The organism is Maricaulis sp. (genome assembly GCF_017643475.1).
Lineage (GTDB): Bacteria > Pseudomonadota > Alphaproteobacteria > Caulobacterales > Maricaulaceae > Maricaulis.
The window spans coordinates 484,301-498,648 of the sequence record NZ_JAEPNI010000001.1 but is presented as its reverse complement, the minus strand read 5'-3'; the positions used below and the strand labels follow the sequence as shown (position 1 = coordinate 498,648).

Below are 14,348 nucleotides of genomic sequence, written 5' to 3'. Positions count from 1 at the left end.
GACACAAAACATTCATTTCACGCGCAAATCGCGAGCCGCTATAGGTCCGCAAGCTGAAAATTCGGAGTGAACCGAAATGAAAATCTGGCTCGTCAGTCCTGTTGTGCTTGCACTCGCCGCGTGTTCGGGCGCAGAGGATTCTGTGCGTCCGACCGAGGTCGAGGATGTTGCAGCGTCCGGTCCCTACACCGCGGAAGCTCCGGCGACGACGGCGGCCTGTTTCCACGAGACGGATCGCGCCGCCCAGCTGCTGGATGGCCAGGCCCTGCTCGAGCGCGGCCCCGCCGCCATCGTGCACATTTCCTATAATCTGGATGGTCGCCAGGCCAATTACGCCTTCAACCTGGTGGAAATGGACCAGGCCCTTGTCGCCCGTACTGAAGCGGCTTCAGCCAGCTTTTTCCGGGCTGCGGGCAATGTGTTCGATATCACCACCGACGCGGTGATCTATGACCGCGAGCGTGACGGATCCTTCTGCACGGTCACCAATGTCGCGGACATCGCCGGGCCGCTTGCCAGCGAGGCGGATGCGATCGCCGAGGCCATCGTTGCGGCCAACTAGGCTAGCGTACGACTATCTCGCCATTGACGACATCAACGGGCACAGCAGTCAATTCATCGCCGGCGGCCGGACCACCTGTGCAGGCTCCGGACTTCACATCGAAACTCGCGCCATGCACGGGGCAGACGATATTCTGTCCCTGGTGAACAAGAACCCGCCCGTTCGGCATGCCCAGCGGAAGGCCCGCATGCGGGCAGAGATTTCGCCAGGCGAAAGCTTCTTCCCCGGAGCGCACAACGAATGTGCCGCCCGGTCCGCCATGCATGACCTGGCCCTTGCCGTCTTCCAGCTCGTCAAGACGTCCGAGAACCGTTCCCGGCGCCGGCGCCGAACTCACAGCGGTACGCCTTCCGGCGGATTGATCACCCAGCGGAAGGGTGCCGCCTCAACGCTCTCGAACACGCCTGCAAGCGCATAGGGGTCATTGGCCAGCCAGGTATCCAGCTCGGCGCGATCCGCCATTTCCACGATCAGCAAAGACCCAGCAGGCTTGTCCGACCCATCCAGCCAGGGGCCTGCGGCTTTCACGCTCTCACCCGCATCACGCAGCCATTGCAAATGGGCTTCACGATTGGCCATGCGCAGATCCAGCGCATTTTCACGGTCACGGGTGTGAACAATGAACAACATCAGGCGGTCTCCAGGGTGAAGGGACGGGCCAGCAGGGCCTCGATAGCCTCCTCGACGCTGACATCGCCCTTGAGAATGGTGTCGACAGCTTCACAGATCGGCATTTCGATACCGTGACGTTTTGCCAGTGCCACAACGGCCGGTGCACTGGCCACACCTTCGGTAACAGCCTTGCGCGATGAGAGAATATCATCGAGATGCACGCCGCGCCCCAGCGCCAGTCCGCAAGACATGTTGCGTGATTGCGGCGAGGAACAGGTCAGCACCAGATCGCCCAGACCACACAGGCCGGACAGGGTCTCGCGCTGCGCTCCGAGCGCCAGGGCGAGACGTGTCATCTCGGCGAACCCGCGAGAGATGAGGGCCGCGTGAGCCGACTTGCCCAGGCCACGTCCCTCGGAAATACCGCAAGCAATCGCCAGCACATTCTTGACCGCGCCACCAATCTCCGCGCCGACAAGGTCATTGGCCAGATAGGGACGGAAACGGGTCGTTCCCAGCGCCTCGACCAGGTCGGCACCGATCGCCTCGTCCGCGCAGGCCAGGGTCACCGCGGTCGGCAGGCCCTTGGCCGTGTCGATGGCGAAACTCGGACCGGACAGTACGGCCGGCACTGCGCCCGGAATGGTCTCGGAGAGCACATCGGTCATCATCGACAGGCTGGATTGCTCGATACCCTTGGCGCAGAGCGCGATCGGGACGCCGGGCTGGGCATAGGGCAGGAAGCTCTCCAGAACGCGGCGCAAATGCTGTGCGGGGGCAACGGCCAGGATGGCGTCGCAGGCGTCCAGCTCCGACATCGCCGTCGTGGCCATGATGGATTTTTCCAGCGCCACATCCGGCAGGTAGATCGTGTTCTCGTGTTTGTTGTTGATCGCGTCGGCAACGTCCTGTTCGAAAGACCAGAGGGTCACTGATCGTCCGGCCGAAGCAGCGGTCTGGGCCAGGGCCGTGCCCCAGGCGCCGGCGCCGATCACACCGATAGACTGATAATTGCTCATGCCTTGGGTCCTTTTCGTCCGGATCCGATCACAGGTGCCAGCTTGGCCGAGCTTTCGTCCAATGGCCAGCGTGCGCGTGCGGGCGCGTTCAGCTCATCCACATCTCCGACAGCGAGATGCTCCAGCCCGGCCAGGGCAATCATGGCTGCATTGTCCGTGCACCAGCGCATCGGCGGCGCCTTGAGTTCAAAGCCGTGATCCGCAGCCGCCTGGTCCAGCGTTGACCGCACCGTCTTGTTGGCCGCCACGCCGCCGGCAACGATAAAAGCGGGAGCCTGCTCGTCCTGAAAACGCTCGCGGAACATGGCCATGGCGCGTGCGGACCGGCTGGCCAGGGATCTTGCGATGGCCTGCTGCACACAGGCCGCAAGGTCAGCCTTGTCCTGCTCGGACGGCGCTTCGAGTCCGTCCCAGATCTGTCGTGCGGCGGTTTTCAAACCGGCAAAGGAGAAGTCACAGCCCGGCTTGCCCTTTAGCGGCGTGGGCAGCGCGAAACGCGTTGCATCACCGGTGGCGGCACTACGCTCCAGAGCGGGTCCGCCGGGAAAACCCAGCCCCATCACCTTGGCTGTCTTGTCGAAGGCTTCACCCGCCGCATCGTCCAGCGTGGACCCGAGACGGCTGTACTTCCCGATCCCCTCGGCGATCAGCAATTGTGTGTGTCCGCCAGAGACCAGCAAGAGCAGGTAGGGAAACGTCACATCTTCCGAGAGACGCGGCGAAAGCGCGTGGCCTTCAAGATGATTGACCGCGATTAACGGCTTGCCGGATCCCAGTGCCAACCCCTTGGCTGTCATCAAGGCCGCCATCACACCACCGATCAGTCCCGGCCCCGCTGTCGCGGCAATGCCGTCAATCTCGTCCAGGGTCAGACCGGCTTCCTTCAGCGCGGCAGCAACCAGACCGTCCATCGCCTCGGCATGGGCCCGCGCGGCAATCTCCGGAACCACGCCGCCATAGGGCGCATGCGCCGCCATCTGACCGAGCACGAGATCGGCCAGAACCTCCGTCTCGCCCGAGGCGGATCGACGCAGGATAGCCGCTGCAGTCTCGTCACAGCTGGATTCCATTCCGAGAACGGTGAGCGCGCGCGCTTGCGCTTCGGGTGAAGTGGGGGATAAGTCCATAATCTGTTCGATAACCTCCTGACCGGAAAGCTGCAACGTGTCTGCACTGTCCTCCCCCCTGCCGATCGCAACCCGCAAATCCCCGCTCGCCCTCGCTCAGGCCCTGGAAGTCCAGGCCTTGCTGGCAGCAGCCCATGGGATCGCAGAGGTCGACAAGGAGGCGGCCTTCCCGATCCTCGGCCTCGTTTCCACTGGCGACAAGATCCAAGATCGCACCCTGCTTGAAGCCGGCGGCAAGGGACTGTTCACCAAGGAAATCGACGAAGCCCAGCTGGAGGGCCGCGCTGCCTTTGCCGTTCACTCGATGAAGGACGTGCCCACGACCCTGCCTGCGGGTCTGGAACTGGGAGCGATCCTGGAACGCGAGGATCCACGCGATGTGCTGATTTCTTCGGGCGGCGAGACCCGGCTGGAAGATCTGCCGGAAGGATGTGTCTTCGGCACCGCCAGCCTGCGACGCCAGTCGCAATTGCTGAACCTGCGCCCGGACATCAAGGTCATTCCCCTGCGCGGCAATGTCGGTACACGCCTTTCCAAACTGGCCGCAGGCGAGGTCCACGCGACCTTCCTGGCCAAGGCCGGCCTCAACCGCCTGGGTCACCAGTTAGAAAACGCCTCTCCGATTGATCCTTCCACAATGCTGCCGGCGGCAGCCCAGGGCGCTGTCGGCGTCACCATCCGCAGCGGTGACGACAATGCCCGCGCCTTGCTGGAACCGCTGCACCACGCACCCACAGCACTCGCCATCACGGCCGAGCGCGGCTTCCTGGCAGAGCTGGACGGCTCCTGTCGCACACCGATTGCCGCCCACGTTAATAAGGTATCAATGGACTTCACCGCGGAAGTTTTGACTCCTGACGGTCAGATGAAGTGGCGTGAGTCGAGATCCGTGGACATGTCGGGATTGTCTTTGTCAGACGCCGATCAGCTTGGTCGGGAATTGGGATCGATCGTAAAATCAGCAGCAGGCGAGCACCTTTCCAGGGTGTTCCTCGCCACATGACGGTGATCGTCACCCGAGGCTGGCCGGGCGCGGAACAGACTGCGACCGGACTGCGAGCCATGGGCATCGATCCGATCATCTGTCCTGTGCTGGACGTGAATTTCCGCGCCACGATTGATGTCGACCTGAGCGGCGTGCAGGCCCTGGCTTTCACCAGCGCCAATGGCGTTCGCGCCTGGGGGCCACGCCGCCCCGAGCGCGACATACCGGTTTTTTGCGTGGGCAACAGCACCGCCCGTGTCGCCCGGGATATCGGCTTTACCAAGGTCTATTCGGCCAATGGCGATGTGAAGAAACTGGGCGCGCTCCTCAAGCGCAAGCTCAAGCCGAAAAAGGGCTCCATCCTGCATGTGCGCGGCATTCATGCCGCTGGCAATCTGGCCGGTGACCTGCGCGAGGCCGGTTTCACCGCTCGCGAGTCCATCGGCTATGGCACTGTACCCGTCGATGCGCTGAGCGAAGAGGCGATCGCCGCCATCGTCTCCGGCTCTCCTGTCCAGGTGCTGGTACATTCCGGTCGTGGCGCCAAGACCTTCCTCGACCTGGCCCGCCGCTTCGGCCTGCACCACTGGCTGGGCACGGTCAGCGTCTATGGCATGTCCCGAAATGCGCTGAAACCGCTGGAAAACGCCGGTTTCGCCGACCTCATCCCGGCTTCCAGTCCCACAGAAGAGGACTTGTTAGAGACCCTGCGACAACCCATGGATCTGGCATCCCTGAGCAACGCGTCCTAGGGTATTCGGGTCTCAACCCGAATCACGGCCCGTCATGTCCGACTCCAGTATCGATCCGGAACCGCTCGACGCAGAGTTCGAGCCCGCTGACAGCTCCGAGGAATTGCCGCCTGATACCCAGGCCGCATCCCGCATGGGCGCCAGCCTCATCACCTTTGCCCTCGCCAGTCTGACCGGTGGTGCGCTGGGCTTTGCCGCGGTGCAGTTCTTCCCGGGCCAGGGCGACAGCACCGATCCCGGGGCCAGCGAACGCGCCACGATGACCCAGTCCATGACCGGACTGGAAACTCGCCTGGCCGCGATGGAAGCAGAAGACCCGGCCGCTGACGCGCGCACCGCTGCGCAGTCGGCTGTCGCTTCGCTGGAAAACCGCATCAGCGAGCTGGAAGCCCGCCCGCAAGCAACGGGCGATGGAAACACGGCCGATCTCTCCGGCATCGAAAGCCGCCTGACCTCACTGGAAGCCCGTCCGGTCCCGACCGGAGATGGCGAAGTCGCTGCCTTCGACCCGTCCGGCCTGATCGCCCGCATCGAGGCCCTGGAAGCCGGACAGGCAGAGCTGGGTCAATCAACACAAACCGCGCTGGACCAGGCGAATCTCGCCAGCCAGACGGCGATCGATCCGTCACTTCTGCAAAACCTGGCCAACCGCATCACAGCGCTGGAAAACGCGCCGGCCGCACAGCCAGCAACTGATCACACGGCACAGATCCAGGCCCTCAACAACCGTATCGCTACCCTGGAAACCGAGCTGGCGGACGCACGCTCAGCAGTCGCCGCCGCCCAGACCACCGCCGACGGCGCCCTGGCCGCCGCGGAACGGGAGCCGGAGGTCGACACAGAGGCCGAACGCATTCTCGCCGCACGCGCGATCGCCCTAACAGCCCTCCGGGATGCCGCAGCCACCGGGGGGGCGTTCGAGGCCGAGCGCGCGGCCATTGCCCGCCTTTGGCGCGGCAATGCCGATTTGGCCGCGCTGGCAAGTTACTCTCGTGCCGGCGCACCGACACTCGATGACCTGCGCACGACCTACCCAGGCCAAGAGATCCGTGCCGCTGCTGGCAGCGGCCAGCGGCTTTGGGGCTTGCTCCAGGTTCAGCGTGTTGATGCAGACAGCGCGGACCGCGATCCGCTGGCGGTGACATCACTAGCCGAGGCCGCTCTCAATGACCGCGAGTTGGCCGATGCTGTCACGCTGACCGAACAACTCGAAGGTGACGCTCTTGAAGCTGCCCGGGAATGGCTGTTGGGTGCACGCGCCCGTCTTGAAACTGATGCCCGTCTTGAAACGGTTCGCCAGAACCTGGCCGAGACCGCCGCGGAACTGGGGACTGATCCGTCATGATACGACTGATACTTGCTGTCGCTGCCGCCATCCTCGCCGCCGCTGCCGGCGCGTTTTTCGCGCTCAATCCGGGCACTGCGACTTTCGAATTCCTAGGTTGGCGTGCCGAGCTGCCCTTTGTGGTCGCCGCTGGCGGACTGATCCTGTTTGCCTTCCTGTTCCTTGTCCTCTGGTGGGGCATCTATCTAGCCTGGACATCGCCTGACAAAATGAAAGCCTTCCTCTCCCGTCGTCGGCGCGAGCAGGGCTATGACGCGCTTGAAAAAGCCCTCATCGCCTCCGCAGCCGGGGATGGCGAAGCCGCCGTGCGTCAGGCCGCGCGCGCTGACGCACTGCTCGAACGTCCGGCCCTGTCGCGCCTCCTGGCCGCGCGTGCCGCTGAGGCTGCCGGCAATCTGGAAGGCGCTGAAGCCCACTACGAAGCCCTGCTGGAAGACAAGCGCACCCAGGTCGTCGCCCATCGCGGCCTGGCCCAGCTGGCGCATGAACGCGGTGACCAGCAGACGACCGAGGAACATGCCAAGGACGCCTTCGCCAAGGCCAAGGGCGCACGCTGGGCCTTCGAGGCCCTGCTGGACAGCCAGATTGCCCAGGGGCGCTGGGAGGCAGCGCTGGACACGCTGAATGAAGGCGAACGCCGCAAGCAATTGCCGCTGGACCAGATCCAGCGCCGGCGCGCCGTCATCATGACTGCTGCCGCCATGAGCCTGGAAGAGGAACAAGCTGACCGCGCGCGCGACCTCGCCGAGGCGGCCACGAAGGCAGCGCCCGGTTTCGCACCGGCCGCAACGCTGGCCTCCCGGCTCCTCGCCCAGAGCCGTCGACACAAGAAGGCCTCTGACGTTCTCGAAACAGCCTGGCAGGCCGCCCCCCACCCGGTCCTGGCCCGCTCCTACAAGGATTTGCGCAAGTCCGACACGCCGACCAAACGCCTGGAACGCCTGAAGGCTCTGGTCGAGCTGGCGCCGGAACACCGCGAAAGCCAGCTGCTGAAGGCCCAGATCGCGCTGGATGAAGGCGAGAGCGCTGTCGCCGAGCGCATTCTCCTGCCGCTGCTGGAAGAGACCACGCCCAGCGCCCGCGTCTGTGCCATGGTCGCCCGGCTTTACCGCCTGCAGGACCGCGACGAGGATGCCCGCCGCTGGATGACCCGTGCCGCCAATGCCTCGGTGGAAGCCGACTGGACGGATATGGACGAGGAAGGCCGCCCCTTCCCCTACACGTCCGACGACTGGAAGCGCATGGTCTATGTCTATGGCGATGAAGCTCGCCTGATCCATCCGCGCCACGAACGTTATGAAGGCGCGGCCGACGCGGTTCCGGAAACCGCGCTGCTGGAAGCTCCGCGCCCGAAACCGGTCACAGGTGGTGTCACACAAGGCACGGGGACGGCGTTCTACGACGCCCCGCGCCAGCCCGATGATCCGGGTGTGGGCGAGGCTGAGAGCGAAGGTCCTGATGATGAGGGCCGTGCCGCATGAGCCGCCTGTTGATTGCGATCACCGGCGGGTCGGCCTCCGGTAAGTCCCGCCTGTCCACCGCGCTGGCTGAACATTTCAACCAGCACGACGCCCAGATCCTGGCCGAGGATGATTATTATATCGACGCTGGCGACATTCCCGGCTTTGACGAACGCGCGTTCAATTTCGACGAACCGGCGGCCAAGGATCACGGCCTGCTGGCCGCACATCTGGGCGCGCTGAAACAGGGCGCGTCTGTCGATATCCCGCAATACGACTTTGCCACCCATCGCCGTCGTCCGCAGAACCAGACCTTTGCACCGGGCCGCATCCTGATCGTCGAAGGCATGCACATCCTGGCGAGCGACCAGCTGCGCAGCCGGTTCGATTTCTCGGTCTATGTCTCCGCAGGCGATGACATTCGCCTGGACCGCCGCATCACCCGTGATGTAGCCGAACGCTCGCGCACCGAGGAGTTCGCACGCTTCCAGTTCGAAACACATGTCCGCCCCATGCACGACCTGCATGTCGAACCGCAAAAACCCCATGCAGACATGGTCATCCGCAATACGGGCGAGCTGAGTTTCGGTGAAATGGTCGACATGGTCTGCGCGCGACTGCCAGCGCTCTGACAGCCTTCCGGATCAGTGGTTGATTTGCCGGGATGAGCGGTGCTGACAGGCCGGTCGATCAGGTATCTAATCGCATCATGCGTGCTCAGACCCAAATGGCGCCAGCCACCCGCCCATCCCTGATCGGTCACCTGTCCCGGATCCCCAACCGGGTCTGGGTTTCCATTCTTGTTGTCATGCTGATTGGCCTGGGCGAACCGCTCTACGCCAAGGCGCGTTAAGCGGCGCGGGAAGACCTCGACTTCATCACCGTGACCCTGGCCGGATGGGGCGAGGTGATGATGGGCTTCTATTTTGCCGTCATGATCGTCGCCATGCACGAGAGCTGGCGCGCCTTCTGGCTGAAACGCTGGCCGTATGGAACCCATGACGCCACTCGCCAGATCGTGATCTTTGCCGGCTCGGTCGTGTACGGCGCGCTTGGCTCGGCCGCCTTCGTCGCCTTCTTCGGCCTTGTGGTTTATAATTTCGGCTTCAACCTGTCCTTTGCCATCGACCAGACCTTTACCGCCATCCTGATCCCGATCGCGATCTCGGGCATTTCGGAGAGTTTCGGTTTCCGCTCGGCCTATACCGACGAGCGGCTTGCCCGCGAAGAAGCCGGACGCGCTGCCGCGGAAGCGCGTTATGACGCCCTGAAAAACCGTCTCGCCCCGCACTTCCTCTTCAACAGCCTGGGCGCCCTCGCCCAGACCGCAGTGGAACGGCCGCAAGCGGTGGAGCGCTTTGTCCGCTCCCTTTCGGATATCTATCGTTATGTCCTGCAGACCGAAGGCCGGGAGCGCGCCAGCCTGAAAGAGGACTGGAAAGCGGCGTCTGCCTTCCTCAAGGTCTAGGCCCAGCGCCGACCGGACACGTTCAATCTGAGCGTCGAGATTGCTGACGAGGTAATGGATCGCGAACTCATTCCCATGAGCCTTCTCACCCTGGTCGAGAACGCGCTCAAACATAATGTCGCGACCCGCAATGCGCCGCTGGACATCCGTATCAGCGCCGATGAAAGCGGTATCACCATCACTAACCCGGTGAGACCTGTATTGAGCGTGGAATCAAGCGGGATCGGGCGGAGCAATCTCAGCTCCCGGTTCGGGCTCGCCGGTGCCGGCACGGTCGTTGTGAGCAACACGGATGACGTGTTCACCGTGACCCTGCCCTGGCTGCCGGAGCGCGCCGCATGAATATCCTCATCGTCGAGGACGAATACCCCGCTGCCGAACGCCTGATGAGACGCCTGCAAAACGTGCGACCGGATCACACCGTACTGGGCGTGGTCGAAGGCGTCGCCGAGGCCGATGCCTGGTTTCGCGACAATCCTCCGCCTGACCTCGTGTTTTTCGACATCCGCCTTGCCGATGGCACCTGTTTCGACCTGTTTGAAATCCGCGAGATTCCCTGCCCGGCAATTTTCTGCACGGCGCATGACGAATACGCGCTCGAAGCCTTCCGTTCCAACGGCATCGCCTATCTGCTCAAACCCGTCGACGAGACCGATCTCGCCGCAGCTTTCGACAAGCTCGACCGCCTGCGCGGTCCCTCCGCAGAGGAACAGAAACAGGCCGTCCGCAAGGCCGGGCTGGGTGATAGCTACAAGACACGCCTGCTGATCTCGACCGGCAATCGCCTGCGTCCCGTTCCGATCAGGGAAATCGCCTGTTTCCAGGCCCGCGACAAGGGCGTCCTTGCGCATCTCAATTCCGGTGAGAGCTATTTTGTCGACTTCACCCTCAACGAGCTGGAAGACGCGCTCGACCCCCAGGATTTTTTCCGCATCAGCCGCGCTCTCCTGCCCAATATCGCCGCCATCGACCAGGCCGACCGCAGCGGCGGCCACTGGCAGGTCCGCCTGAAAACCCTCGACGGAGAACACACCGTGAGCCGCCAGCGCGTCAGCGATTTCAAGCGCTGGTTCTCACGCTGAACTAGGGCTTGCGAAGTCACGCTTTCACGGTTAGTTTCCGCCGCCTCGCGACCGGAAACGTGCGCGAGACATGGGTGGTAGGCCGCTTTAGCTCAGCTGGTAGAGCAACGCATTCGTAATGCGTAGGTCGCGTGTTCAAGTCACGCAAGCGGCACCATTCTTCTTTCCTTGCTCCCGCTGCGCCCGAACCCGAGTTTGAACCTGTCGCCGGTGTTGGGTTCGCGCTCACATGAAGCGCGCTCAGGGCTGTTGGCGAGGCGTATTGGGCGGATAGCGGCCTTGCTCCCGATACGCCCGAACCGGACCCGTCTTAGGTCGGGGCCAGGCCGTATTTCATGCTGATCAGGATTATGCTCGTGACCTGCGTGATCGTGTGCATGATGACGTTGAGCAGCAATACGACTGCCGCGATCAGGGCGGAGCGCACCAGCCGACTCGTGGGACCGGATCCGGCCCTGGCTCCACGGTGAACGGTTAAAGCGTCGACCAGGAAGGCGATCAACCCGACCATGGCACCGAAGATAATCGCCCATTCGGCTGGCATGCCGACAAGCTTTGCCCCGGGCATGATAATCAACATCAGCGAGGCACTCGGCACCATCATCGCGAAACCATAACGCACCCGCAGACTAAAAGTCGTTTCGCCTCCCCACAGATTGAACAAGGGCAGGATCAACAGGAAGGTGAGCAATTGAACGATCGGGAAGGCGGTGAAGATCCAAACGGTGGCCTCCTCGCCGATAGCCTGGAAGGTCAGTTCGGGAGGCAAGGCCAGCCCGGCATCCTGAAACCCGTCGGCATACGCCAGAACGATTGGGGAATCAGCGCTGAGTGAAATCACCTGCAACAGGGATGACAGGGCGATCAGCGACAACCAGAGACGCACTGACGGTGTGTACTGGTCCTGCCAGTCTGTCTGCTCGGCGGCTTCGAAGTAACGCGCGGGTTGTGCCCACAGTGCCGCGATCGACCGAAGGCCACGAATGTTCAGGCTGAACAAGTCCCCGGCCAGATCATCAAAGTCGACGCTTTTGCTCATTTCGCTCGCCCCCTCCCCGGATGCGTTCTCCGAGTGGTAAGCCATGCCGTCACTTTGGTCCATCAACACACCATCGCGATCCTCGGCAAATCAGCCTAGAGAGTTGAACCGGGCTCGCGCCTTCCTAGGTATGGCGTCGAAAGCAATGGGGATCTGTCGTGAACGATACCACCTATACACCGCCGAAAGTCTGGACCTGGGACGCTGAGAGCGGTGGCAATTTTGCCAATATCAACCGCCCAATCGCCGGCTCCACGCACGAAAAAGCGTTGCCGGTCGGCGAGCATCCGTTCCAGCTCTACTCGCTGGCCACGCCCAATGGCGTGAAAGTCACCATCCTGTTCGAGGAATTGCTCGAACAGGGCATCACCGAAGCGGAATACGATGCCTGGCTGATCCGGATCACCGAGGGCGACCAGTTCTCCAGTGGTTTTGTCGGCGTCAACCCGAACTCCAAGATCCCGGCCCTGGTCGACCGCTCGGGCGAGACCGAGGTGAACATCTTCGAGTCCGGCTCCATGCTGGTGCACCTGGCCGAGAAATTCGGCAAATTCCTGCCGGCCTCCGGCCCGGAGCGCACGGAAGTCATGAACTGGCTGTTCTGGCAGATGGGATCCGCGCCTTTTCTCGGCGGCGGATTCGGGCATTTCTATGCCTATGCACCGGAAAAATTCGAGTATCCGATCAACCGCTACGCCATGGAAGTCAAACGCCAGCTCGATGTGCTCGACCGCACCCTGGCGAACCGGAAATTCATCGCGGGTGACGAATACTCCATCGCCGACATGGCCATCTGGCCCTGGTATGGCGCCCTGGTGCGCGGCGTGCTCTACAGCGCTGCCGAATTCCTCTCGGTCGACGAATACAAGAACGTCAAACGATGGGCCGACGAGGTCGCGGCACGTCCGGCCGTCAAGCGCGGTATCCGGGTCAACAAGTCCTGGGGCGATGAGGACACGCAAATGCACGAACGACACAGCGCCGCTGATTTCGACTAGCAGCGCATTCGGAACCAGGCGCAGTTCACAAATTAGAAAGGCCGGACAGCAGGAGCTGCCCGGCCTTTTAACCTCTGAGGAACGCTCTTAGCCGAACCACTCCATCAGCGCGCGGAAACGGCTTGCATCGGCGCCTTCGGCACCTTCCGCAGCCGCCGACAGCGAGCTCAACAGATCATCGCCAGCAGAGCCGGCATTGACGGCGCTGCGCACGGTATCGGCCATGGCATCAGTCATGGCACCGGAACGGGTCAGCTGGTCGACATAGGCAAGCGCCACAACCGGTTCGTCAGGCCATTCGAAACGCATCTGTGTCTGCGTATTGGCTTCGTCGAAACGGATGAGATTGGCCGCGGCCAGCTCGTTCTCGGAGATGTATTCACTCGGCAGGAGACGGAAGATGTCCAGGCCGCGCACGATCTCCGGCGCATAGACCAGCCCATTGTGCCAGTAGGCTGCCCAGTTGCCGCCCAGGAAGAGCTGTTCAGAATCCAGCGGACCTCGATCGAAGAAGGCGATCTCGAACGGGTTGTTGCTGTCGGTGAAGTCAATCACCGAGATACCGCCTGAATACCAGCCCTGGACGATGATATCGCGTCCAGGGACCGGAACCAGGGAACCATTGTGGGCGACACAGTTCTCGACCGCGGACTGGGTGTTCGGGATCTTGAAGATCGCCCGCCCTTCCAGACCGTTTTCGGTGATGTCGGCGATGATATTGGCGCCCCAGGTTTCCGGGTCCTCGGCACGGCAACGTGCACCGAGACCGCCGCCCCACTCGTCGGTGAAGAGGATCTTGTTGGCGTCGTTGTTGAAGATCGCCGCATGCCAATAGGCCATGTTCGGATCGGACATCTCGCTGATACGCGCCGGATTGGCCGGATCGGAAATGTCGAGCAGGATGCCGTTGCCGCTACACGCACCAGCCGCCAGGCCCATTTCCGGGTAGACATTGATGTCGTGACACTGGTTGGTGACCGAGGTCTCCTGGGCTTCCTCTTCCAGCTGGCCACCCCGCCACAGGCCGGCAATCTCGCCGGTTTCGTGATCGGCAAAGATGCGCGGACGATTGACGATGGCCGCGTCTTCCGGCGTTGCCAGCGGGACACGGATCACGTCGATGGAGTAAAGCGCGGTATCCGGATTCTGCTCCGGCTCACCGCCGGAACACATTTCCAGTTCGCTGGACGGACGCACGGACGAGGTTCCGGAGTTGTAGATATAGATCACGCTCGGATCATTGAGATCGGGCACAACAGTATGCGTATGCGAACCGCGGCACGTCTGGACGGCAGCGACCTGGCGCACATTGTTCATGTCGGAAATGTCAAAGATCTGCACGCCGCGGAAACGCTCCGCACTGCTTTCACCCTCGACACCACCGGAACCACAATCAAGGCGGCCACGATTGTCCTCGACAGAACGGAAGACCAGGTTTCCGTGCACACTCACATCGCCCTGGCCACCCGGGCAGACAACAGACAGGACATGCTCTACCGAGCTGTCATCCTGCGTCTCGAAAACGTTGAAACCATGCCAGTTGCCCATGATCACACGATCACCGGAGAAGGCCAGGTCGGTATTCGCAAACGAGATCGGGCTCGGCGGACGCTCGACTTCCTCGCCATTCTGCATCGCCTGCATCAGGGCCATTTCAACAGCGGGCGCCCACATCGCATTGTCCGGAGCAAAGGCTTCCGGCGTGCGCTCCGCATGGACGAGCTCAACATTCCAGCTGACTTCCTCGGCGTCATAGAGCCCCGGTGCCAGGCCTTCGCGGCTCGGCGGCGGATTGCTGGCAACTTCACTGCCATCATTGGCTGCAGGCGGGCTGCAGGCCGTGGCCAGCATCGCCAATGCGAGGATGGATATTCCGGTCTTGATCTGGGTCATTGTCTC

General features: G+C 62.7%; 17 protein-coding genes and 1 tRNA gene. 12 read left to right on the top strand and 6 right to left on the bottom strand.

What is annotated here, in order from left to right:
• Positions 1 to 76: 76 nt before the first annotated feature.
• Entirely contained in the window at positions 77 to 562 is a 486-nt protein-coding gene (locus tag JJ889_RS02425) for a hypothetical protein (protein ID WP_291891208.1), read from the top strand.
• 1 nt (position 563) lies between these two features.
• Here JJ889_RS02425 and JJ889_RS02420 read toward each other — a convergent pair whose 3' ends face one another.
• From JJ889_RS02420 to tsaD, 4 genes are read right to left on the bottom strand one after another with little or no spacing between them, the layout of a single operon-like run.
• Positions 564 to 899 carry a Rieske (2Fe-2S) protein gene (locus JJ889_RS02420; protein WP_291891207.1) on the bottom strand — a complete coding sequence of 112 codons (336 nt, stop codon included), beginning with the start codon at positions 897 to 899 and terminating at the stop codon, positions 564 to 566.
• Positions 896 to 1,192, bottom strand: a complete 297-nt coding sequence (locus tag JJ889_RS02415; RefSeq protein ID WP_291891205.1) for a YciI family protein — start codon at positions 1,190 to 1,192, stop codon at positions 896 to 898. Before JJ889_RS02415 ends, JJ889_RS02420 begins: the two co-directional genes overlap by 4 nt.
• Positions 1,192 to 2,193, bottom strand: coding sequence for an NAD(P)H-dependent glycerol-3-phosphate dehydrogenase (locus JJ889_RS02410; RefSeq protein WP_291891203.1), 1,002 nt, complete (start codon positions 2,191 to 2,193; stop codon positions 1,192 to 1,194). The genes JJ889_RS02415 and JJ889_RS02410 overlap by 1 nt, the downstream gene beginning before the upstream one ends.
• Positions 2,190 to 3,320: a tRNA (adenosine(37)-N6)-threonylcarbamoyltransferase complex transferase subunit TsaD gene (gene tsaD / locus JJ889_RS02405; protein WP_291891201.1), complete on the bottom strand. Its 1,131-nt coding sequence runs from the start codon at positions 3,318 to 3,320 to the stop codon at positions 2,190 to 2,192. Before tsaD ends, JJ889_RS02410 begins: the two co-directional genes overlap by 4 nt.
• 37 nt (positions 3,321 to 3,357) lie before the next feature.
• Between tsaD and hemC the strand changes: the two genes are divergently transcribed.
• The 10 genes from hemC to JJ889_RS02355 all read left to right on the top strand — a co-directional run bounded on the left by hemC (position 3,358) and on the right by JJ889_RS02355 (position 10,569).
• On the top strand, positions 3,358 to 4,323 hold the full coding sequence (hemC, locus tag JJ889_RS02400) for a hydroxymethylbilane synthase (RefSeq protein ID WP_291891199.1): 966 nt from the start codon (positions 3,358 to 3,360) through the stop codon (positions 4,321 to 4,323).
• On the top strand, positions 4,320 to 5,057 hold the full coding sequence (locus JJ889_RS02395; protein ID WP_291891197.1) for a uroporphyrinogen-III synthase: 738 nt from the start codon (positions 4,320 to 4,322) through the stop codon (positions 5,055 to 5,057). Before hemC ends, JJ889_RS02395 begins: the two co-directional genes overlap by 4 nt.
• Before the next feature lie 34 nt (positions 5,058 to 5,091).
• Positions 5,092 to 6,402, top strand: a complete 1,311-nt coding sequence (locus tag JJ889_RS02390; protein WP_291891195.1) for a hypothetical protein — start codon at positions 5,092 to 5,094, stop codon at positions 6,400 to 6,402.
• A complete protein-coding gene (locus JJ889_RS02385) occupies positions 6,399 to 7,883 on the top strand; it encodes a heme biosynthesis HemY N-terminal domain-containing protein (RefSeq protein WP_291891192.1) in 1,485 nt (494 codons plus the stop codon). The genes JJ889_RS02390 and JJ889_RS02385 overlap by 4 nt, the downstream gene beginning before the upstream one ends.
• Positions 7,880 to 8,494 carry a uridine kinase gene (gene udk, locus JJ889_RS02380; protein ID WP_291891190.1) on the top strand — a complete coding sequence of 205 codons (615 nt, stop codon included), beginning with the start codon at positions 7,880 to 7,882 and terminating at the stop codon, positions 8,492 to 8,494. The genes JJ889_RS02385 and udk overlap by 4 nt, the downstream gene beginning before the upstream one ends.
• Before the next feature lie 95 nt (positions 8,495 to 8,589).
• Positions 8,590 to 8,715, top strand: coding sequence for a hypothetical protein (locus JJ889_RS02375; protein WP_291891188.1), 126 nt, complete (start codon positions 8,590 to 8,592; stop codon positions 8,713 to 8,715).
• A gap of 57 nt (positions 8,716 to 8,772) precedes the next feature.
• The gene (locus JJ889_RS02370) at positions 8,773 to 9,330 is read left to right on the top strand and encodes a histidine kinase (RefSeq protein WP_291891186.1); all 558 of its coding nucleotides are present in this window, start codon (positions 8,773 to 8,775) and stop codon (positions 9,328 to 9,330) included.
• A 54-nt stretch (positions 9,331 to 9,384) separates the two neighbouring features.
• On the top strand, positions 9,385 to 9,672 hold the full coding sequence (locus JJ889_RS02365) for a hypothetical protein (RefSeq protein WP_291891184.1): 288 nt from the start codon (positions 9,385 to 9,387) through the stop codon (positions 9,670 to 9,672).
• A complete protein-coding gene (locus tag JJ889_RS02360) occupies positions 9,669 to 10,412 on the top strand; it encodes a LytTR family DNA-binding domain-containing protein (protein ID WP_291891183.1) in 744 nt (247 codons plus the stop codon). Before JJ889_RS02365 ends, JJ889_RS02360 begins: the two co-directional genes overlap by 4 nt.
• Positions 10,413 to 10,493: 81 nt before the next feature.
• Positions 10,494 to 10,569 (top strand) — tRNA-Thr (locus JJ889_RS02355).
• Between the two features lie 153 nt (positions 10,570 to 10,722).
• Here JJ889_RS02355 and JJ889_RS02350 read toward each other — a convergent pair.
• The gene (locus tag JJ889_RS02350) at positions 10,723 to 11,451 is read right to left on the bottom strand and encodes a hypothetical protein (protein ID WP_291891181.1); all 729 of its coding nucleotides are present in this window, start codon (positions 11,449 to 11,451) and stop codon (positions 10,723 to 10,725) included.
• A 158-nt stretch (positions 11,452 to 11,609) separates the two neighbouring features.
• On the opposite strand from JJ889_RS02350, the gene yghU reads away from it, so the two are divergent.
• Entirely contained in the window at positions 11,610 to 12,449 is an 840-nt protein-coding gene (gene yghU / locus JJ889_RS02345; RefSeq protein WP_291891179.1) for a glutathione-dependent disulfide-bond oxidoreductase, read from the top strand.
• An 87-nt stretch (positions 12,450 to 12,536) separates the two neighbouring features.
• On the opposite strand, the gene JJ889_RS02340 is transcribed toward yghU, so the two are convergent.
• Positions 12,537 to 14,342, bottom strand: coding sequence for a hypothetical protein (locus JJ889_RS02340; RefSeq protein WP_291891177.1), 1,806 nt, complete (start codon positions 14,340 to 14,342; stop codon positions 12,537 to 12,539).
• Positions 14,343 to 14,348 lie beyond the last annotated feature (6 nt).

Coding starts and splice junctions, on each gene's coding strand:
- JJ889_RS02395 (WP_291891197.1), top strand. CDS start 4,320: ATGACGGTGATCGTCACCCGAGGCTGGCCGGGCGCGGAACAGACTGCG.
- udk (WP_291891190.1), top strand. CDS start 7,880: ATGAGCCGCCTGTTGATTGCGATCACCGGCGGGTCGGCCTCCGGTAAG.
- JJ889_RS02410 (WP_291891203.1), bottom strand. CDS start 2,193: ATGAGCAATTATCAGTCTATCGGTGTGATCGGCGCCGGCGCCTGGGGC.
- tsaD (WP_291891201.1), bottom strand. CDS start 3,320: ATGGACTTATCCCCCACTTCACCCGAAGCGCAAGCGCGCGCGCTCACC.
- JJ889_RS02390 (WP_291891195.1), top strand. CDS start 5,092: ATGTCCGACTCCAGTATCGATCCGGAACCGCTCGACGCAGAGTTCGAG.
- JJ889_RS02350 (WP_291891181.1), bottom strand. CDS start 11,451: ATGAGCAAAAGCGTCGACTTTGATGATCTGGCCGGGGACTTGTTCAGC.
- JJ889_RS02365 (WP_291891184.1), top strand. CDS start 9,385: ATGGATCGCGAACTCATTCCCATGAGCCTTCTCACCCTGGTCGAGAAC.
- JJ889_RS02415 (WP_291891205.1), bottom strand. CDS start 1,192: ATGTTGTTCATTGTTCACACCCGTGACCGTGAAAATGCGCTGGATCTG.
- JJ889_RS02425 (WP_291891208.1), top strand. CDS start 77: ATGAAAATCTGGCTCGTCAGTCCTGTTGTGCTTGCACTCGCCGCGTGT.
- JJ889_RS02385 (WP_291891192.1), top strand. CDS start 6,399: ATGATACGACTGATACTTGCTGTCGCTGCCGCCATCCTCGCCGCCGCT.
- JJ889_RS02375 (WP_291891188.1), top strand. CDS start 8,590: ATGGCGCCAGCCACCCGCCCATCCCTGATCGGTCACCTGTCCCGGATC.
- JJ889_RS02360 (WP_291891183.1), top strand. CDS start 9,669: ATGAATATCCTCATCGTCGAGGACGAATACCCCGCTGCCGAACGCCTG.
- JJ889_RS02340 (WP_291891177.1), bottom strand. CDS start 14,342: ATGACCCAGATCAAGACCGGAATATCCATCCTCGCATTGGCGATGCTG.
- JJ889_RS02370 (WP_291891186.1), top strand. CDS start 8,773: ATGATGGGCTTCTATTTTGCCGTCATGATCGTCGCCATGCACGAGAGC.